The organism is Neptuniibacter sp. QD29_5 (genome assembly GCF_047778125.1).
Taxonomy (GTDB): Bacteria; Pseudomonadota; Gammaproteobacteria; order Pseudomonadales; family Balneatricaceae; genus Neptuniibacter.
Genome location: NZ_CP180556.1, coordinates 2146458 through 2165793, shown reverse-complemented (window position 1 = coordinate 2165793; position 19336 = coordinate 2146458). Strand labels below are relative to the sequence as shown.

Sequence of the window (19336 nt, the reverse complement as noted above, 5' to 3'; positions counted from 1 at the left end):
ATGACAACTTTGAAAACAATACTTGGGGTGAGTGCAATAGTTATGCTGGTGGGTTGTCAGGTTAAGCCTAGCGATGTTCCTTTAACTCGCTTGAATGGATCAGAAATAAAGGCGTTGTTTGTAGGAAAGACGGTTGAATCCTTCAATGTTATATCTGGTAGTAGCAGTTTCACGTACTACGCTGCAAATGGACAGATTCAGCAAGAGAGATACTGGGAAGAAAGAAAGGGTATCTGGAAAGTAAATAACAAAGACGAAATCTGTTTAAGCATGGAAGGAAAAGAGTTTCGTTGCCGAGGCATCTATCGAGAGGGTGATAAAATCTACAAATATAGATTGAGCGATGCTGGACAGCTAGAGAAGGTTATTCGGTATAGACAGTTTATCGATGGTAATACTCTGTAATAAAAAATCCCCGGCTTGCCGGGGATTTTTTGTACTTAGCTTCGCTTCTGAAGCGCTTCAATACGCTTATCAAGCGGAGGGTGACTAGACATTAATTCCATTAGGCCAGATTTCATATGGCTGCTAATACCGAAAGCAGTTAGCTGACCAGGCATCTGATCTGGCATTTCATATTCAGCTTTCAAGCGTTGCAGTGCACCGATCATCGCATGGTTGCTGGATAGGTCTGCTCCTGCTTCATCTGCTCTAAACTCGCGGTAACGAGAGAACCAAGAAACAACAAACGAAGCCAAAATTCCAAAAATGATTTCGAAGACAATTACTGTAATGAAGTAACCAATACCAGTACCTGGCTGGCTTTCTTCATCGTTACTTTTTAGGAAGCTATCTACTGCGTAGCCTGCAATTCGAGCAAAGAACATTACAAATGTGTTTATAACACCTTGCACTAGGCTCATTGTAACCATATCACCGTTAGCTACGTGGCCAATCTCATGTGCCATTACTGCTTTTACTTCCTCTTTCTGGAAGCGCTGCAACAGACCTAAGCTCACAGCAACTAATGCGTCATTCTTATTCCAGCCCGTAGCAAATGCGTTTGCTTGTTGAGCAGGGAAAATGCCAACCTCAGGCATTTTAATACCCGCTTTTTCTGAAAGCTCAGCAACAGTATCTAAAAGCCATTGTTCATCAGAGTTACGTGCTTGGGTAATGATCTCTGTACTTGTTGTCATTTTCGCCATTTTCTTAGATAGGAATAGCGAGATGAATGAACCTGCAAAACCGAAGACTGCACAGAAGATCAGCAAACTGGTCATATTAAGGCCAGCACCGGATACATAGTGGTCAACACCCAGTAGATTAAGGGTAATGCTGGCAACGATTAGCACAGCGATGTTAGTTAATAGAAATAAGCCGATACGCATCATAAGTGAAAGATTTCCTATTGTTTAAGCTCATTGCTTAGATAGGGGTGAATGATAAAAGTTTCAAGTCTATTTGTCCTGTTATTGCTGGTGTCCATTTACGCCCGAGCCTATAATTTAGCCCCTTTTTATGACCCTTTGGATACAGGATCTCAGATGCAGCAAGTCTTAACAGTCGTAAAGCAGCAAATACCATTAGCGATGAGTGAATCGCGCCGGATTTTTCATGGACGTGGGCACTGTTTTCCGGGGTTTGAGCATCTGGTAATTGACTGGTTTCCTCCTTATGCCGTTGCTCGGTTGTACAAAGAAGTTGAACCTGAGTGGGTTGCTGAATTAAGCGACACCCTAAAGAGTGTAGATGAAATCGAAGGCTTGGTGATTCAGCAGCGTTCTCGAGGTAAAGAAGCGCAGCAAAATGTTGCTTGGGGCTCAGTGCCTGAGCAGATGAATACGATGGAACTTGGTCTGTTTTATCAGGTCAAACCTCAACGCAACCAAAATAGTGGCTTATTTTTGGATATGCGTGAAGGGCGTAAGTGGGTGATGCACAATGCTGGTGGTAAGCGGGTGCTAAACTTATTCTCGTATACCTGTGCTTTCTCTGTAGCAGCTTTGGCTGGTGGTGCTGATCAAGTTGTTAATGTTGATATGTCGAGAGGTGCGATTAATACAGGTCGGGAAAATCACATCTTGAACGGTTTAAATGGAGACCGTGTTAAATTTTTGGCGTACGATCTATTTAGGTCTTGGAAAAAGGTGCGTCAATATGGTCCTTATGACTTGATAGTCATTGATCCGCCAAGTTTTCAGCCGGGGAGTTTTGTGGCTGAAAAAGATTATAGAAAAGTTATTCGTCGTTTGAACGAATTAACTAACGAGGGCGGTCAAGTTCTGGCTTGTCATAATGACCCTAAAAATGGCACTGAGTTTTTAAAACAGTTGATGTTAGAAGAGTGTCCAGATTTTAAGTTTGTAGAACGTTTAAAAAATCCGGAAGATTTTCCGGAAGCCGAACCCGAAAAAAGCCTTAAAGTGTTGTTATACGTAAGGGAGAACTGAGTGGAGCTAATTTGTATTGATTTGGAAGCTAGTGGGTTAGGCGCGGAGTCCTATCCGATCGAAATCGCTTGGATTAACGACGAAACAGGCGAACAAGATAACTTTCTGATTAATCCAGATTCTGCAGCTGGCTGGCGATATTGGGATGAATATGCCGAAGAGATGCACGGCATAGAGCGAGAAGTAGCGGTAAGCAAAGGTCTTGATATTAAGCAGGCTTGTTCACGTTTAAATCAAAAGCTAAAAGGTAAAACGCTGATTAGCGATGCATTTGAATTTGATCTATTTTGGTTAACTCGTTTATTTGAAGCGACGGGCATTCAGCCGAGTTTCCGTATGGCGGGGTTAGATAGAATATTAAGTAAAGAACAGCTTATTCAGTTTGGCTTTTTGGCCAAAGCTCAATTTCGTCGTCATCGTGCGTTGCAAGACGTAAGAGATATTATCTCTTGCATTAAAGCTGTTACAGCAACGGGCACCGAACCGGTTTAATTGCTAAATAAACAAAAAGGCAGCCTAGGCTGCCTTTTTAATGATGAAGTAAACGTTAGTCTGCTAAACCGTCCAAGCCTGATTCAAGATTCAGCGCTTCATCTAGGTTATCTGCTGTATCTGCTGAAATACCCGCTAGCGTAGCTACATCTTGAGGGAAACTACCCTGTAGAGTTTCTAAGTTGTCTTGGTTGCGGATAGCTGAATTCACAACGCAAGCTAGATTGACCACTGCAGCCAGTGCTGACGGCTCTTCGAAAGAGGTTGCTTGTTTGTGTTGGCGAACAGCAATGCCTAGCTCTTTCGGAAAGCTCCACATATCTAATAAAGCTTGTCCTGCTTCAGGCGCTGTGAAGCCTAAGTGCTCGATTTCTGCGTCACAGCGGCTGCAACTTGAATTATCTATTGTTGCTTGAATTTCCTGTGCACGTGTTGGTTGGGATAGGTGTAACAGAAGGTGGCCAATGTTATGAATTAAGCCAGCGGTAAAGGCAATGTCAGGATCAACTTCTGTATCTCGTTCAGCAAACCATTTTGATAGAGCTGCCACGCGGAATGATTCGCTCCAGAATTTCTTCAGGTCTAACCCTTCCACTTCTTTAACAGAGCCAGCAATACCCGAAGCGATAACAAGCGTTTTAAGGCGGACCATACCTAGCATCACGACTGCTTCATCAATAGAGGAAACTTTGCGTCTTAAGCCAAAATGCGCAGAGTTTACAAGGCGCAGAATTTTTAGAGACAGTGTCTGATCTTGTGCAACTTTTTCAGCAATTTCGCCATAATCTGCAGCAGGGTTGTTTAATTGCTGAATTAACTGTCTTACGACTTCAGGAACGTTGGGCAGTTTGTCTGTTTGCTCAAGTAGTTCGCGAATCTCCATGTGCACTCCTTAGAGATAAGATTCATATGATTGAGCTTATTTAACACCCATTCCTGTATCAACATAAAGCTCTAATTAGATAATTAGAGATCTATGAGTTTTTTTGCAAGAAGTTTTTGATTTTTAAGCAAAAAAAAGCGGCAGGTGGCCGCTTTTTAATCAATTAGTCCTCATTTAGGACCAAGCCTTCTATCTGAGATCGAATGCCTTCGTACTGTCCCATCTCTTCTGGCATAAAGTAAAGTTTGTAGTAACAACGGTCCACTAAACGGCCTTTTTTGTCGTTAACCGTTTCTTTGTAGGAGCCATATAGGTAGTTCATTTGTACGTGAATAACACGGGTATGAGGAGGTATGGTTACCTCATGATGTTCGAGGTCGTAACGGATCTTAGACTCTTTAATTGTATAGAAAGAGACTTCTGCGACATGATTTAGGTTGATGAGAAAGTTGGATGTAACGGGAACAAGGTGGCGCTGCTCTAGGCCGTTGTGTTCCATATAGATACCGCAGTTTTTTCTTACCTTTATAAACATTGATTATCCTATTTACTCTAAAGGCGAATACACAATATAGAGCTTAGTCTAGGATGGTCTTATTACAATGACATTACAAAAAAACGGCCATCGAAGATGGCCGTTCTGTTTATTGCTCGTAGGTTTTGAGGAAGGTGCCTATCCTTTCGATAGCGTCCTGAAGCTCATCCTTACGAGGTAAGAATACCAACCGGAAATGTTGAGTATCCGGCATGTTAAAGCCGCTGCCTTGCACAATAAGGACTTTCTGTTGCAGTAGCAGATCTAAAGCCATCTTCTCGTCATTCTTGATCGGATAAACCTCTGGATCTAATTTAGCGAACAGATACAGTGCGCCTTCTGGTTTCGTACAGCTTACACCTGGGATCTCGTTAAGCATCTTCCAAGCTAGATTACGCTGCTCGTAAAGTCGACCACCCGATACAATCAATTCATTGACGCTCTGGTATCCACCTAGTGCTGTTTGGATAGCATGCTGAGTTGGTACGTTGGAGCAAAGGCGCATGCTAGAGAGCATCTCCAAGCCCTCGATGTAGTCACGGGCATTGTGCTTTGGACCGCTTACAATCATCCAGCCTGAACGGAAACCCGCTGCTCTATAGGATTTTGATAGACCGTTGAAGGATATACACAAAACGTCATCAGCAAGTGATGCCAGCGGCGTGTGCACTGCTTCATCGTACAAAATCTTGTCATAAATCTCGTCTGCGAAGATGATTAGATTATGTTCACGGGCCAGTTCTATGATCTGTTCAAGTACGGCCTTTGGATATACAGCGCCTGTTGGGTTATTTGGGTTAATAACCACGATACCTTTTGTGCGATCAGTAATTTTACTGCGCATATCTTCAATGTCTGGAGCCCAATCTTTTTCTTCATCACAACGGTAATGGATGGGGTTTCCGCCGCTCAGACTTACAGCAGCTGTCCAAAGAGGGTAGTCAGGCGCAGGAATCAGCATCTCATCGGTATCGTTTAACAAGCCTTGCATTGCCATAACGATCAGTTCTGAAACGCCATTACCAATGTAGATATCTTCAATGCCTACATTTTTAATTCCGTTCTTCTGACACTCTTGCATCACCGCTTTACGGGCGGAAAACAAGCCTTTTGAATCACAGTAACCTTGGGAAGCGGGTAGATTCAAAATAACGTCCTGTACAATCTCTTCAGGCGCGTCGAAACCCCATGGGGCGGGATTGCCAATGTTTAATTTAAGGATTCGTTGTCCTTCTTCTTCAAGACGTTTAGCTTCCTGAAGTACTGGACCGCGAATGTCGTAACACACATTGATCAGCTTGTTTGATTTACGGATTACTGGCATTTTATTGTCCTGCAAACCTAGCCGGGAATCTCTGCGGCTAGATGTTGTCCTATGCATAGAGACCTAGGTTGTATGGTATAAGCCTCAGAAAAAAAAGAGACTAATCATACGCCTTTTATTTGTTGAAACCTAGGGAAATGGCGTACTGCAGGCTTTTTTATTATCAGGGAGATTGTATGGCTGAAAAAAACCAAAAGGTCGTTCATTCAGAGCAAGAGTGGCAAGATCGTTTGAGTCCAGAGCAATATCGTATCTGTCGTCAAAAAGGTACAGAGCGAGCTTTCACTGGCGAGTATTATAATAACCAACAAAGTGGGGAGTATCGTTGTATCTGTTGTGGTGCCCCATTGTTTGCATCGGAGCAAAAATACGATTCTGGAAGTGGTTGGCCGAGTTTTTGGCAGCCGGTCGAGGATGGGGCTCTAGAAGAGCACAGTGATACAACTCACGGGATGGTGCGTGTAGAAATTACTTGCGCAACGTGTGATTCACATTTGGGGCACGTATTTACGGATGGGCCACAACCAACCGGTCTTAGATATTGCGTGAATTCGGCTTCGTTAGATTTTGTGAAAAAGTGAAATAGTAGATGAAATCCTTCCAGTGGATTTACGAGCATGTTCAGGCTCATTACCCAGATCAAGATATTGAAGCGCTCTTACCTTTAGCTAAGAGTCCGTCAGAGTTAGCACAAGTGACTGATGATCGATTGTTCAGCGACATGATGCGGAGGGTTTTTCGCGCAGGGTTGAAGCATTCTTTAGTTGATTCTAAATGGCCCGCGTTTGAACAAGCATTTTTTGGATTTGATCCAGAAAAAGTCAGTTTGATGAGTGACGAACAGTTAGAAAACCTAATGCAGAATCATCAGTTGATCAGGCATTGGGGCAAGATTAAAGCAACCCGTGTGAATGCTTTGATGGTCACAGATCTTGCCAACAGGCATGGTAGTTTTGCGAAGTTGGTCGCTCAATGGCCGGTTGAAGATATTATTGGCTTATGGGAATTGCTCAAAAAGCAAGGCCAGCAATTAGGTGGGAATTCAGGTAGCTATTTTTTAAGAATGATCGGAAAAGATACCTTTATTTTGACCGATGATGTTGTTGCGGGACTGAAAGCTCAAGGAGTTATTGAGAAAAAACCGACGGCGAAAAGGGATCTGAAGCTCGTTCAAGAATGTTTTAACCAATGGCGGGAAGAGTCTGGTAGGCCTATGTGCCAGATAAGCCGTTTGCTCTCTCATACCGTTGGTTGGTAGAAAATAAAAAGCCTGTCTCCAATATAGATAGCAGGCTTTTTGTTATTTCTAAAGATTAGTTAAACTGAATGAAATCTAATAGTTGCTGATCATTCATCGCTAGGTTCATCACGCTGGAAAACAGGTTATTTACCAGCTTTTCGTTTTCTTCCTCTGAAGGTACACCCACAAAAGTCTGCTGTTTGTCAGCGGTATAAGTACCAGTGTAGCTCTTGTTACCTTTGCTTACCGTTACCTTTAGTTTTGTATCTAAGTTTACAGTCTGTTTTATTTTAGATTCAGATGCGCGGTAATTAAGGTCGATAAGGCTAATGGTTAGATTAAATTCTCCACCGTAGAAGCGAACGATGCCCATGTCTTCTAACGCGTGTTCAGTCGTGTGCTGTAAAAGGTGAAGACTATCTTTTAAAACAATAGATGGAGCATCGGCTTCGCCTGTGTAACGGTAGCCAATGACTGAATCTGATCTCAAGTCTTTCGGAACGATTTCTATGCGCTTTTCTTTGCTTAATACTCTAGAGACTTGGATCTGCGGGTGCAGATCTAGCGTTTGTGAATTAAAGGTGACGCAGCCTGTCAAAGAACTTGTCGCTAAAATAGTTAGTAATCCGCTTACTAATAATCGTAGTTGTTTCAACTTAACTTACTCCGTATCAGGAATTAGACGGGGTGTTAATGAATTTAGAAAATCGGCTAGGTTATCTGCCAGCTTTCTGATAGGTGGTTTTCCAGGGCGCTCTAACCAAACCTCGCCACTAAAGTTATCAACACTGATAAAAAAGTCCTCATCAGGTTCTGGGCAGGCAATAAAAAAGGTCAGAGGTCTTTTTTGCTGGCGTTTAGAAAGAGCATGTCCTATTAAGTTGCTGCGTAAGCGCTCCATATCTTCATCATTCCAAACTTGTATCAAGCTGAGATCGCCATCACTGCAGCTAGCTGGTAGTGGATCTGACCAGTAACGGCAGTAGTAATCGATAATGTCTGGATGAATGGATTCTTCTAGAGCCTCCTCTAATCGAGTAAACATATCGCTTGGAGTTGCCTGTAATGTTGGCCACCAAGATACAGTAACTCCATCTTTAGCTTGGGTAGCGTAGCACTCTGAAGGCCAATCAGAATTATATCGAATCAGAGGGTGTTGCGCCTGCAGGGCGTCGAGCTTCTCTATAAAAAGATCTAAAGCTGAGATGGTAGGGGAGGCAGACATAGAACTTTCTCTATATTAAGTAATTTGGTCAGCGATTGATTCTAACTTAAATCAAGGATGTGGAAATATATATCAGTAATAGAATTGTATTTGTTGGGAAACCGATTGGTTGTTAAGTTGTTGGCGGTAGGATGATTTTTGAACAGTTTGATGGAACATACTGTTTTACTTTGATTTATTCTAACTTACTGATTTTGTACAAAGAATGTGCAATCAAAAAGAATAAATTTTTTTTGTTTAAACGTTTGACATGGAGGACAAAATCCGTAAAATTCGCACTCCGTTTGGGGCAGTAAGTGACTGTCTTAGACGAGCAATGTGGAGCGGTAGTTCAGTTGGTTAGAATACCTGCCTGTCACGCAGGGGGTCGCGGGTTCGAGTCCCGTCCGTTCCGCCAACTTCTTTCTCGAAGTGCTGAGAGAGTCGTAATAAGCCATCTGCTTAGTGGGCGTGTAGCTCAGTTGGGAGAGCGTCGCCCTTACAAGGCGAATGTCGGGAGTTCGAGCCTCTCCACGCCCACCACTAAGCGCTACAATGTGGAGCGGTAGTTCAGTTGGTTAGAATACCTGCCTGTCACGCAGGGGGTCGCGGGTTCGAGTCCCGTCCGTTCCGCCATCTTCTTTCTCGAAGTGCTGAGAGAGTCGTAAACAAGCCATCTGCTTAGTGGGCGTGTAGCTCAGTTGGGAGAGCGTCGCCCTTACAAGGCGAATGTCGGGAGTTCGAGCCTCTCCACGCCCACCACTAAGCGCTACAATGTGGAGCGGTAGTTCAGTTGGTTAGAATACCTGCCTGTCACGCAGGGGGTCGCGGGTTCGAGTCCCGTCCGTTCCGCCATCTTCTTTCTCGAAGTGCTGAGAGAGTCGTAAACAAGCCATTTGCTTAGTGGGCGTGTAGCTCAGTTGGGAGAGCGTCGCCCTTACAAGGCGAATGTCGGGAGTTCGAGCCTCTCCACGCCCACCACTAAGCACTACAATGTGGAGCGGTAGTTCAGTTGGTTAGAATACCTGCCTGTCACGCAGGGGGTCGCGGGTTCGAGTCCCGTCCGTTCCGCCATCTTCTTTCTCGAAGTGCTGAGAGAGTCGTAAACAAGCCATCTGCTTAGTGGGCGTGTAGCTCAGTTGGGAGAGCGTCGCCCTTACAAGGCGAATGTCGGGAGTTCGAGCCTCTCCACGCCCACCACTAAGCACTACAATGTGGAGCGGTAGTTCAGTTGGTTAGAATACCTGCCTGTCACGCAGGGGGTCGCGGGTTCGAGTCCCGTCCGTTCCGCCATCTTCTTTCTCGAAGTGCTGAGAGAGTCGTAAACAAGCCATCTGCTTAGTGGGCGTGTAGCTCAGTTGGGAGAGCGTCGCCCTTACAAGGCGAATGTCGGGAGTTCGAGCCTCTCCACGCCCACCACTAAGTGCGTTTCTTGCCTGTATATATTCCTTTTTGTTAAATTCAAATATCAAAACTTCTGAGTTGTTTACTTAAAGGCTGTATCTGTTACTCTCTTTTTCTTGTGTGCTCTTTAGCATAAAGGAGTGCTAACAATTAGTTTCCTGAAATAAAAATAAAAGAGATGGGAATACCTCTGTGAATTATGTGGATGAAGCCGTGCTTGTATCACTCTGTCCTGATCCGGTTATAGGTGTAGATGGTTTAGGGGTTGTTCAGTTGTTTAATGCGGCAGCTGAGAAACTTTTGGGTTATTCGGCTGATGAAGTTATAGGAAAAGTTAGTATCGCTTCAATCTATCCGAGTTTAGAGGAGGCAAAAGAGATTAAGAAACTTTTGCTTTCTGACTCTTATGGCAAGCCTGGAAGTATTGAGGGTTATGAGGCTCAGCTTGCTTGTAAGGATGGGGCGGTCGTTCCGATTCGTTTATCAGCAGCAATTGTTGATCAAAATGAAGGCAGCAGTATTGGTTTCTTTCATGATCTTACCGAGAGGCAGAGTTTAGAGCAGCAGCTGCATAAGCTTTCTGTCACTGATGAGTTAACCGGGTTATTTAACCAGCGCCACTTTTATACTGTAATGGCGCAAGAGTTAGATCGTGCCAAGCGCTATAACCATCCGCTGAGCTTGATCTGTTTTGATTTAGATAACTTTAAGAAAGTTAATGATTCTCTTGGTCATCTGGAAGGAGATCGTGTTTTAAGGCTTATTGGCGAAATACTTCGAGAGACATTGCGTACAACTGATGTTGCTGTTCGTTATGGCGGCGATGAATTTATGGTGCTGTTACCTGAGACAGATATTGATGCGGCAGCCAAAACCTCTGAGCGGATTAGATTAATGTTCAATTCTAAGTGTTCATTTAGTGTTGATCATGATTCTGATTCTCTGATCAAAGTTTCGGTGAGTCTTGGTGTAACTGAGACAAATGGTATGGAAAATCCTGATCAAATTGTGCAGAGAGCAGATCTTGCGATGTATGAGTCTAAAAGCTCAGGCGGGAATAGTTCTTTCGTGATTAAGCAGCGTATTGGTAATTTAGTTCAGACCAATAGTGCTTAAAATCATTAGTCTGGATGATGCTGCTATTGTTCTTCAGCATCATCTAGACATTCATCGTCTTCATATTCATCAATATTAAGTAGCAGTAATTCTTCGATATAGTCTTCCACGTTTTTCTTCCTCTGTTATTTAACTTTCCTTTAAAGTACTTCATTTATATTTCAATAATGTTGCAGTGCTAATTAATTAAAATGCTACTTCAAAATCCCGTGTTACCCGTACAGCTTTTAGAAACCGATGAGACTATTCAGGCGGGGGTTAAGCTTTACCTGCTTCGTTTAGATCTGACTGATGCAATAGTCAGCGGTAACAAGTGGTTTAAATTGAAGTATAACCTTCAGCATGCGCTTGAAAATGGTTACTTATCAGTCCTCAGTTTTGGTGGGGCGTATTCTAATCATATTCACGCCTTGGCTAAGGCTGGATCTTTGTTTGGGATAAAAACTATTGGTGTTATTCGCGGTGAGCCAGAGTATGTGGATAATCCAACCTTAAGGGATGCGCAAGCATGGGGGATGGAGCTGCTCTTTGTTAATCGTCAGGAATATCGTCAGCGGCATGATCCAATCTATCTTGAAGCTGTAAAGGAACGCTTTTCCAATCCTTTAATTGTGCCGGAAGGTGGAAGTAATAAATTTGCCGTGCAAGGCGCGCGAGAGATTATCACGCCGGAGATCCTCGCTGAGGTAAATCCTGATCAAATCGTTTTAGCTTGCGGGACAGGTGGTACTCTAGCTGGCGTGGCTTTATCTGTTCCTAATATTCCAGTTTTAGGGATACCGGTGCTCAAAAAGGCAGATTTTCTGTTTTCTGACATCGAAAACCTTATGACTGAATCAGGTGTTGATCCTACTGATAACTGGGATTTAGATCTGGAAGGGCATGGTGGTGGCTATGCTAAAGTGTCTAATGATCTGTTAGCGTTCATAGATTTTATGCTGAAAGAGCATCAGCTCCCCCTAGACCAGATTTATACTGCAAAAATGCTTAGTCACCTGTTGAAGAGAATTGAGCGCGGTGATTACGCAGAGGGAAGTACTATTTTGGCTATTCATACCGGTGGTCTGCAAGGGGCCCGAAGTCTAGCTTAAGCTTGATTAGCGCCAAATTTAGGTTTTGGTCATAAAGAATCATTGAAAAGAATCTGAAAAATCAGTTAGATAGAATCTGGTTTTTCATACAAACGTTAATCCGGAGAGATAATGGATTACTTTCGTAATATTGGTCTTATTGGGCGTTTAGGTAGTAAATCAGTCATCGATACACTCAAGCACCTTATTCGCTTTTTAGGTGATCGCGGTCTGAATACTATTATCGATGAGCGTATTGCTGAAGTTATGCCGGGTCATGGCCAACAAACCAGTACACAGAAAATGATGGGCGAAATATGCGACCTCGTTATTGTGGTTGGTGGGGACGGAAGTCTGTTGGGCGCGGCTCGTTCTTTAGCTCAGTACCATGTTCCAGTTCTTGGTGTGAATAGGGGTAATCTAGGTTTCCTAACTGATATCTCTCCAAATGAAATTGAAGAAAAAGTAGGCGAAGTACTGGAAGGTAAGTACACCGTTGATAGTCGCTTCCTGCTTGATGTTATTGTTAAGCGTGAAGGGGTACCTATTGGCGAAGCCACTGCGCTAAATGATTGTGTGCTGCACCCGGGTAAAGCGGCACGAATGATTGAATTTGAGTTGTATATTGAAGGTCAGTTCGTGTACACGCAAAAATCCGATGGTTTGATTATCTCTACACCAACAGGTTCTACAGCTTACTCTTTATCTGGCGGTGGCCCTATTATGCATCCGAAGTTAGATGCTTTGGTGCTTGTGCCTATGTTCCCGCATACGCTTTCTAGCCGACCTATTGTGGTTAACGGTAATAGCGAACTTAAGTTGGTTATTAGTCCTAATAATGGTGCCTACCCAACTGTATCTTGTGATGGTCAAAAAGATATTAGTTGTGCGCCAGGAGATACGATTACGGTTCATAAGAAACCCCATAAACTGAAACTGTTACACCCACTCAATTATGATTTCTATAGTACCTGCCGAGAGAAGCTTGGTTGGGGTACTAAGCTCGGAGATTGATGTGACTGATCAGTTTAAAGGCTACGATCTGGTTGGTGATGTTCATGGCTGCGGCCTTAGCTTAGAACTTTTGTTAAGCAAGTTAGGTTACAGTAAAAAGGATGGTGTCTACTGCCACCCAGAGCGCCAGATGATCTTTTTAGGCGACATTGTTGATCGCGGCCCTAGAATCCGTGAATCCCTACATATCGTTTACGACATGGTGCAATTGGGCGCTGCTCAGATTGTCATGGGGAACCATGAATTTAACTTTCTGAGTTACTGTACAGAAGGGCACGAGGGGAGTGGTCTTAGCTACCTACGCGAACATAGCCCGCGTCACCACCGCATTCTTGCTGAAACATTAGAGCAGTTTGCTGATTATCCTGAAGAGCAGGAGATGTTCTTACAGTGGATTAGGGAGATGCCAATTTATCTAGAGTTCGAGCACTTCCGTGTTGTGCATGCTTGTTGGCATCAAAAGTTAATTGATCGGTTCGAGGGCGAATACCCAAATCATATTATCGATGACCGTTTTCTACATCGTTCCTCTAAACGCGGTACCTTTGAATGGGCACTGACTGATCGGTTGTTGCGCGGCACGCACTTAAGCTTGCCTGATGGCGAGGTGATGGTGAGCAAAGACGGTTATCGTAGGCGTTTCTTCAGAACCAAGTTTTGGTCTGCTGAACCTGAATATTATGCGGATGTTGTGTTCCAGCCGGACCCATTGCCAGAGCATATTGCTCGTTTGAAATTAACTAAGCAGGATCATAATGATCTTCTTTATTACGGCCCAGAAGAGAAGATGTTATTTATTGGTCACTACTGGCGTGAAGGGGTTCCTGAACCTATAACATCTAATATTGCATGTTTAGATTACAGTGCGGTTAAATACGGTAAGTTGGTTGCTTATCGATTAGATGATGAGAAAAGTATTCAGCCTGACAAGTTTGTATGGGTTAATGTAAGAACCGAAATAGCTGATGAGCTAGGTCTCTAATGATTAAGGTACTTTCTGTACCCTTAGGTGAAGATCTAACAGAGTTTACCCAAATTCTGTGGAGATATGAGGTTCCGCATCGGGTTGTTGAGCTTGAGCATTCTCAAGAGATTTGGGTGGCGGCTGGCGTTGAGCCTGCTCAAATTGTGGCTTTATATGAGAAATGTCGTCGAGGTGAGAGTCTTGAGGGCTTTGTTTTAGCGATCCCAAGAGCGGTAGGTCAGGCTAATCTTCTATCTCAAGTTAAACAGGCTTGGATCAGCGGTTTGTTGATCGCGAGCAGTGTGTTGCTAACCTTCTTAATCTCTTTTGGTGACAATCTGGAATGGCTGCGGTTATTTACGATTGCAGATATTGTTCAAAAAGATGGCGGTCTCTACAGCTCTGGTTTGGAAGGGACTCTGCAGTCATTCGAAATCTGGCGTTTAATTACGCCTATTTTTCTGCATTTTAGTGAACTTCATATTGCTTTTAACGCCCTTTGGATTTGGATTGTGGGTAGCCGGATTGAGATCTATCAAGGTCGTGTGACGTTATGTTTATTGATACTTTTCTCAGGAGTTATCTCTAACATCGCTCAATATCACGATGCGGGGCCAATGTTTGGTGGTTTGTCAGGTGTAGTTTTTGCCTTCTTAGGTTATGCGTGGCTATGGGATAAAACTCAGTCGGCTCATCGAATCGGCTTGCCGCAGAGCATCATGGGCTTCTTAATCTTCTGGTTAGTTCTTGGCTATGCTGGTGTTCTAGAAGCACTGCAATTAGGCGCTATCGCGAATACCGCTCACTTAGTGGGTTTGTTGGCTGGCTTAGCTTTTATCCCGTTTGGAAAGCTTTTGGTTACTAGGAGATAACAAGTGGATCCAGTATCACTGTCATTAGATCTAAATCATCGTTATCAAGGGCAGTGTGATCGACTTAATCAATTGCCAGATTGTAATGTCACAGGTCGATATCAATCGACTTCCTTAGGCCCTATCTGGGTGATGGAGGCAGGGCCTGAGGATGCTCCGCCATTAATTGCGTTGCATGGCTTACATACACCAGCACCGTTTAACCTCGAGCTGCTATGGCCTTTGACTAATTATTTTCGAGTAATTTCGCCTGATATTCCTGGGCAAGCAGGGAAAACTCCAGGTATCGCACCAGTACCTTCCAATAGTGCCTATGCTATGTGGCTTGATCAGCTTTTGGATGCTTTAGGTGTTGAGCAAGCCCCCATGGTAGGGCTCTCCTTCGGTGGAGCGGTTTTACTTGATCTAGCTGCTTACAAGCCTGAGCGTATATCTGCAGCGTCGCTGATTGTACCTGCGGGATTCTCTAGACCCTTGTGGCGGCCATTGAAAAAACTGATCCTGCCTTTTATTGGCTTTAAAATACATACCGATCAGCCGCATTTTGATCAGCTAATGAAGCCATTGATGGAAGATAACTGGCCAGAATTGGAGCTGTATTATTATTCGACGTTTCAGGCGGGTATTCCTATGACGTTGATACCGCCGGGGCCATTTTCAAAAGCAGAGCTGTCCAGATTTAATGCCCCAGTACAGCTTTTTACTGCCAGTGAAGATATCTATTTTGATCCGGATCAGTTAGCTGAGCAAGCAAGAGCGACTCTGGCAAATCTAAAACAGTTAAAAGAACTCGAAGATCTACATATCCCTTGTGAAGAGAATAGACGTTTGATTCAAGAACAGGTGGTCGCATTTATGCGGAATGAAATAGGGATGTGATAAACTTTGTAGATCCAAAATCCGGTGGTGAGACCTGATAAAAAGTAAGAGATTGATGATGACATACGAACAACTAATTCAAGCAATGACCCCTGATATGCATAAATCCCTTAAGCGTGCAGTGGAGCTGGGGAAATGGCCTGATGGGCGTAAGTTAACGCCAGAACAACGTGATATCTGCATGCGTGCCGTTGTTGCTTATGACTTAGAGCACAAGCCAGAAGAAGAACGAGTGGGATATATTGATCGTACAAAACAAGATGGTTCTCAGCATGGTAAAGATCCATTGGCTGCCGATACGATTAAAATTCTGACTGACGATAAAAATTAATGCAGATTCTAGCGCAGGGTGCGCTACAAAAAATGCGCACCGAACTAACACCTGAAGGCGTTGTTTATAAATTACCTGTAGGTGATCAGGAAGTACCAATGAATGAACTCATTGGTAAGCCTATCTCTTTAGAATACAAGGGTGCGATCAATTGCACTCACTGTGGGCGTAAAACTAACAAAAGCTTTAACCAAGGTTTCTGTTACCCTTGCTTCAAAAGTCTCCCTCAATGTGATCAATGCATAGTTAAACCTGAACTTTGCCATTTTCATGAAGGCACTTGTCGTGATGCCGGTTGGGGTGAGCAGTTTTGCTTCCAAGATCATTACGTTTATCTAGCTAACTCATCTGGTGTAAAAGTTGGTATTACCCGCGGCACTCAAATTCCAACACGTTGGATGGACCAAGGCGCTATTCAAGCGTTGCCGATTCTGAAAGTAGCGACGCGCCTACAGTCGGGCAAGGTTGAGCGCCTACTTGGCGAGCATGTGGCAGATAAAACTAACTGGCGCAAAATGCTTAAGAATGAAGTTGAACCTTTAACGCTTGCTGAGATTCGTGATCAGCTTTTTGAAAAATGTAGTGAAGGTTTAGCGGAACTCGAACAGACTTTTGGTATCCAAGCTATTCAGCGTTTGCCAGATGCTGAACAAATAGAGATCAACTACCCTGTGTTGAATTACCCGACCAAAGTAACATCGTTTAATTTTGATAAAACGGCCGAAGTATCTGGCGTTTTGCAGGGGATAAAAGGGCAGTACCTGATCTTAGATACTGGCGTTATCAATATGCGTAAATTCACAGCGTATCAGGTATCTGTATCTGCCTGATAACTGACTAGGTGAAATCATGTCTCAAGAACCCAATGTTATTTACCTTAAAGACTATAAAGTTCCATCTTATCTGATAGAAACCACCGACCTGCGTTTTCAATTGTTTGAGCAGGAAGCTCTAGTTACAGCAGAATTAAAAATCAGCAGAAACCCGAAGTGTGATGATTCAGCTCCTAAGCTAGTGTTATTCGGGCACCCAGAACTAGAGTTATTGAATCTCTCGATTGATGCTGTTGAACACGTTGATTATGAGCGTGAAGGTGAAGAGTTATTGCTTTCTGAGCTACCAGAAAGCTTTACTTTGAAAACGCTGACAAAAATCCACCCAGAAACGAATACTGCATTAGAAGGTTTGTACAAATCAGACGGTATGTTCTGTACACAGTGTGAGGCCGAAGGCTTCCGCCGTATCACTTTCTATCCAGATCGTCCCGATGTGATGTCTGTCTTCAGCACAATAATTGAAGCTGAAAAGCAGGCTTATCCAGTGTTGCTTTCCAATGGAAACTTGGTTGATAAAGGTGAGCTTGATGAGGGTCGTCATTGGGTAAAATGGGAAGATCCTTTCAGTAAGCCGGCTTATCTTTTTGCGTTAGTAGCGGGTGATCTTCAGCACATTAAAGATACCTTTACGACCTCATCTGGACGTGAAGTTGAATTGCTCATTTATGCTGAGCAGAAAGACCTGAATAAATTAGATTATGCTATGCAGTCCTTGAAAAAGTCGATGGCTTGGGACGAGCAAGTATACGGTCGTGAGTATGATCTAGATATATATATGATCGTCGCGGTCGACTTCTTCAATATGGGAGCAATGGAGAATAAGGGTTTAAATATCTTTAATACTTCTTGTGTGCTTGCTCATCCTGCTACGACCACTGATATGGGTTTTCAACGCGTTGAAGGGGTTGTGGCGCATGAATACTTCCATAACTGGTCGGGTAACCGTGTCACTTGTCGTGATTGGTTCCAGCTGAGTTTGAAAGAAGGCTTCACTGTGTTCCGTGATGCAGAGTTCTCCGCTGATATGAACTCTCGCACAGTGAAGCGTGTAGAGGATGTAGGTGTACTGCGCACGGCTCAGTTTGCTGAAGATGCGGGCCCAATGGCGCATCCAATCAGACCGGCTTCATTTATTGAAATTTCTAACTTCTACACCCTGACTATCTATGAAAAGGGCGCAGAAGTCGTGCGAATGATTCATACCTTATTAGGTCCTGAATTATTCCGTAAAGGTTCCGATCTTTATTTCGAACGCCACGATGGTCAAGCGGTGACAACGGAAGAGTTTGTCTCTGCTATGGAAGATGCATCTGGAAAAGATCTATCTCAGTTCCGCAATTGGTACTCTCAAGCAGGTACGCCTGAATTGCATGTTACTGATAACTTTGATGCATCCACAGGCGAATATCAGCTTCATGTTGAGCAGCGTTGTCCAGCAACTCCGAGTCAGGAGGAGAAGCTACCATTCCATATCCCATTAGCCCTTGGCTTGCTTGATGAGAATGGTAAGGACCTTGTGTTGGCTAATGGTCAAACTACCGAAGTGCTCAATATCACAGAGGCTAAGCAAACCTTTAGCTTTAAAGGCTTAGCAGCGAAACCAGTACCTTCGTTACTGCGCGGATTCTCCGCACCTGTGAAACTGTTTTATCCGTACCAGCGTGATGAATTGATGTTCCTGATGGCAAATGACAGTGATGGCTTCAGCCGTTGGGACGCGGCACAAAAGCTTGCAGTGGATATCATGCAAGGGTTAATTGCTGACTATCGTGATGATAAGTTGCTGCAGTTAGATGAGCGTTTAGTGTCTGCGTATAAAGCTATTCTGGAAACAGAAGGTTTAGACAAAGCGATGGTCAGTAAGGTGCTAACGCTTCCTTCTGAGGCTTACCTATCTGAGCTTGCTGATGAGATCGATGTTGATGCTATCTACAGTGTTCGTAAGTTTGTACGTCAAACATTAGCGACAGAGCTAGAGGCTACATTGTTGCACTGTTATCAAGCTAACGACCTTGATCTGCAATATTCGCCAGATTCAGATTCCATTGCTCGTCGAAGCTTGAAGAATCTTTGTCTATCTTATCTAACTTCTTTAGATAAGCCAGAGTATCTCGAACTTGCTCAAGCTCAATATGCTAAGTCAGATAACATGACTGATATGCAGGCTGCATTGGTGCAAGTTGCACATTCTGAAAATGAAGAAGCAGCGCAAAGCTTATTGGATGATTTCTATGGCCGTTGGAAGGATGAGAGTTTAGTAGTTAATATTTGGTTGTCTATCCAGGCTTCTAACCCCAAAGAAAAAGCGATTGATCGTGTTAAAACACTAATGGAGCATCCGGCATTTGATGCAAAAAACCCGAATAAGCTACGCTCTCTGATCTCCGTATTCTGCGCTCAAAACCCAGTTAATTTCCATGCGAAAGATGGAGCTGGTTACCAGTTCTTGGCTGATCGAATTATTGAGTTAAATGCTCAAAATCCGCAAGTGGCTTCCAGAATGGTGACGCCATTGAGCCGTTGGAAGAAATATGACAAAGTGCGTCAAACGCTTATGCTTAAAGAGCTAGAGCGCATTCGAGACAGTGGAAATCTATCAAAAGATGTCTTTGAGGTGGTGAGCAAAAGCTTGGCGTAAAAAAAAATGCAATATACGCCTTTAGCCGGGGGGACGGATGCGTTTGCCTCGGCTATACTCGCTTAGGAATAAAAGCTAAACATGCGTTATATTGTTTAGCGCTATAACAAATAATAAAGATACGTTTTACCAAGGAAGCAA

20 protein-coding genes and 10 tRNA genes are annotated in these 19336 nt (G+C 43.6%); 24 read left to right on the top strand and 6 right to left on the bottom strand.

The window, feature by feature from the left end:
• A complete protein-coding gene (locus tag ACMXYR_RS10155) occupies positions 1 to 405 on the top strand; it encodes a hypothetical protein (RefSeq protein WP_415901465.1) in 405 nt (134 codons plus the stop codon).
• 35 nt (positions 406 to 440) lie between these two features.
• On the opposite strand, the gene htpX is transcribed toward ACMXYR_RS10155, so the two are convergent.
• On the bottom strand, positions 441 to 1334 hold the full coding sequence (htpX, locus tag ACMXYR_RS10150; RefSeq protein ID WP_415901464.1) for a protease HtpX: 894 nt from the start codon (positions 1332 to 1334) through the stop codon (positions 441 to 443).
• Positions 1335 to 1487: 153 nt separating this feature from the next.
• On the opposite strand from htpX, the gene ACMXYR_RS10145 reads away from it, so the two are divergent.
• A complete protein-coding gene (locus ACMXYR_RS10145) occupies positions 1488 to 2393 on the top strand; it encodes a class I SAM-dependent methyltransferase (protein ID WP_415901463.1) in 906 nt (301 codons plus the stop codon).
• The gene (locus tag ACMXYR_RS10140) at positions 2394 to 2885 is read left to right on the top strand and encodes a hypothetical protein (protein ID WP_415901462.1); all 492 of its coding nucleotides are present in this window, start codon (positions 2394 to 2396) and stop codon (positions 2883 to 2885) included. It abuts the gene before it with no gap.
• Between the two features lie 55 nt (positions 2886 to 2940).
• Here ACMXYR_RS10140 and ACMXYR_RS10135 read toward each other — a convergent pair whose 3' ends face one another.
• The 3 genes from ACMXYR_RS10135 to ACMXYR_RS10125 form a co-directional block, all read right to left on the bottom strand.
• Positions 2941 to 3768, bottom strand: coding sequence for an HDOD domain-containing protein (locus ACMXYR_RS10135; protein ID WP_415901460.1), 828 nt, complete (start codon positions 3766 to 3768; stop codon positions 2941 to 2943).
• A 163-nt stretch (positions 3769 to 3931) separates the two neighbouring features.
• Positions 3932 to 4303, bottom strand: a complete 372-nt coding sequence (locus ACMXYR_RS10130) for a hypothetical protein (RefSeq protein WP_415884147.1) — start codon at positions 4301 to 4303, stop codon at positions 3932 to 3934.
• Positions 4304 to 4412: 109 nt separating this feature from the next.
• Positions 4413 to 5627, bottom strand: coding sequence for a pyridoxal phosphate-dependent aminotransferase (locus ACMXYR_RS10125; RefSeq protein WP_415884148.1), 1215 nt, complete (start codon positions 5625 to 5627; stop codon positions 4413 to 4415).
• A 176-nt stretch (positions 5628 to 5803) separates the two neighbouring features.
• Between ACMXYR_RS10125 and msrB the strand changes: the two genes are divergently transcribed.
• The gene (msrB, locus tag ACMXYR_RS10120; RefSeq protein WP_415901459.1) at positions 5804 to 6208 is read left to right on the top strand and encodes a peptide-methionine (R)-S-oxide reductase MsrB; all 405 of its coding nucleotides are present in this window, start codon (positions 5804 to 5806) and stop codon (positions 6206 to 6208) included.
• Positions 6209 to 6216: 8 nt separating this feature from the next.
• Complete coding sequence (locus tag ACMXYR_RS10115; protein ID WP_415901458.1) at positions 6217 to 6885, top strand: DNA-3-methyladenine glycosylase I; 669 nt, start codon at positions 6217 to 6219, stop codon at positions 6883 to 6885.
• Positions 6886 to 6940: 55 nt separating this feature from the next.
• Here the strand turns inward: ACMXYR_RS10115 and ACMXYR_RS10110 are convergent, their stop codons facing one another.
• Positions 6941 to 7522, bottom strand: coding sequence for a YajG family lipoprotein (locus ACMXYR_RS10110; RefSeq protein ID WP_415901456.1), 582 nt, complete (start codon positions 7520 to 7522; stop codon positions 6941 to 6943).
• A gap of 6 nt (positions 7523 to 7528) precedes the next feature.
• Entirely contained in the window at positions 7529 to 8092 is a 564-nt protein-coding gene (gene syd, locus ACMXYR_RS10105; protein ID WP_415901455.1) for a SecY-interacting protein, read from the bottom strand.
• Positions 8093 to 8412: 320 nt separating this feature from the next.
• Here syd and ACMXYR_RS10100 point away from each other — a divergent pair.
• The 19 genes from ACMXYR_RS10100 to pepN all read left to right on the top strand — a co-directional run bounded on the left by ACMXYR_RS10100 (position 8413) and on the right by pepN (position 19195).
• Positions 8413 to 8489, top strand: a tRNA-Asp gene (locus ACMXYR_RS10100).
• Between the two features lie 49 nt (positions 8490 to 8538).
• Positions 8539 to 8614, top strand: a tRNA-Val gene (locus ACMXYR_RS10095).
• Between the two features lie 16 nt (positions 8615 to 8630).
• Positions 8631 to 8707 (top strand) — tRNA-Asp (locus ACMXYR_RS10090).
• Positions 8708 to 8757: 50 nt separating this feature from the next.
• A tRNA-Val gene (locus ACMXYR_RS10085) sits at positions 8758 to 8833 on the top strand.
• Between the two features lie 16 nt (positions 8834 to 8849).
• Positions 8850 to 8926: transfer RNA gene (locus tag ACMXYR_RS10080), tRNA-Asp, on the top strand.
• Between the two features lie 50 nt (positions 8927 to 8976).
• A tRNA-Val gene (locus ACMXYR_RS10075) sits at positions 8977 to 9052 on the top strand.
• Positions 9053 to 9068: 16 nt separating this feature from the next.
• Positions 9069 to 9145, top strand: a tRNA-Asp gene (locus ACMXYR_RS10070).
• A gap of 50 nt (positions 9146 to 9195) precedes the next feature.
• A tRNA-Val gene (locus ACMXYR_RS10065) sits at positions 9196 to 9271 on the top strand.
• Positions 9272 to 9287: 16 nt separating this feature from the next.
• Positions 9288 to 9364 (top strand) — tRNA-Asp (locus ACMXYR_RS10060).
• A 50-nt stretch (positions 9365 to 9414) separates the two neighbouring features.
• Positions 9415 to 9490, top strand: a tRNA-Val gene (locus ACMXYR_RS10055).
• Positions 9491 to 9667: 177 nt separating this feature from the next.
• On the top strand, positions 9668 to 10591 hold the full coding sequence (locus ACMXYR_RS10050) for a diguanylate cyclase (RefSeq protein WP_415901454.1): 924 nt from the start codon (positions 9668 to 9670) through the stop codon (positions 10589 to 10591).
• 191 nt (positions 10592 to 10782) lie between these two features.
• Entirely contained in the window at positions 10783 to 11682 is a 900-nt protein-coding gene (locus ACMXYR_RS10045; RefSeq protein ID WP_415901453.1) for a 1-aminocyclopropane-1-carboxylate deaminase/D-cysteine desulfhydrase, read from the top strand.
• A 111-nt stretch (positions 11683 to 11793) separates the two neighbouring features.
• Positions 11794 to 12675 carry an NAD(+) kinase gene (locus tag ACMXYR_RS10040; protein WP_415887726.1) on the top strand — a complete coding sequence of 294 codons (882 nt, stop codon included), beginning with the start codon at positions 11794 to 11796 and terminating at the stop codon, positions 12673 to 12675.
• 1 nt (position 12676) lies between these two features.
• Positions 12677 to 13657, top strand: a complete 981-nt coding sequence (locus tag ACMXYR_RS10035) for a metallophosphoesterase (RefSeq protein WP_415901452.1) — start codon at positions 12677 to 12679, stop codon at positions 13655 to 13657.
• Positions 13657 to 14511: a rhomboid family intramembrane serine protease gene (locus tag ACMXYR_RS10030; RefSeq protein WP_415901451.1), complete on the top strand. Its 855-nt coding sequence runs from the start codon at positions 13657 to 13659 to the stop codon at positions 14509 to 14511. Before ACMXYR_RS10035 ends, ACMXYR_RS10030 begins: the two co-directional genes overlap by 1 nt.
• A 3-nt stretch (positions 14512 to 14514) precedes the next feature.
• Positions 14515 to 15390, top strand: a complete 876-nt coding sequence (locus ACMXYR_RS10025) for an alpha/beta fold hydrolase (RefSeq protein WP_415901450.1) — start codon at positions 14515 to 14517, stop codon at positions 15388 to 15390.
• Between the two features lie 58 nt (positions 15391 to 15448).
• Positions 15449 to 15721, top strand: coding sequence for a YeaC family protein (locus ACMXYR_RS10020; RefSeq protein ID WP_415884159.1), 273 nt, complete (start codon positions 15449 to 15451; stop codon positions 15719 to 15721).
• Positions 15721 to 16551, top strand: a complete 831-nt coding sequence (locus ACMXYR_RS10015; RefSeq protein ID WP_415901449.1) for a DUF2797 domain-containing protein — start codon at positions 15721 to 15723, stop codon at positions 16549 to 16551. The genes ACMXYR_RS10020 and ACMXYR_RS10015 overlap by 1 nt, the downstream gene beginning before the upstream one ends.
• 19 nt (positions 16552 to 16570) lie before the next feature.
• Entirely contained in the window at positions 16571 to 19195 is a 2625-nt protein-coding gene (gene pepN, locus ACMXYR_RS10010) for an aminopeptidase N (RefSeq protein ID WP_415901448.1), read from the top strand.
• Positions 19196 to 19336 lie beyond the last annotated feature (141 nt).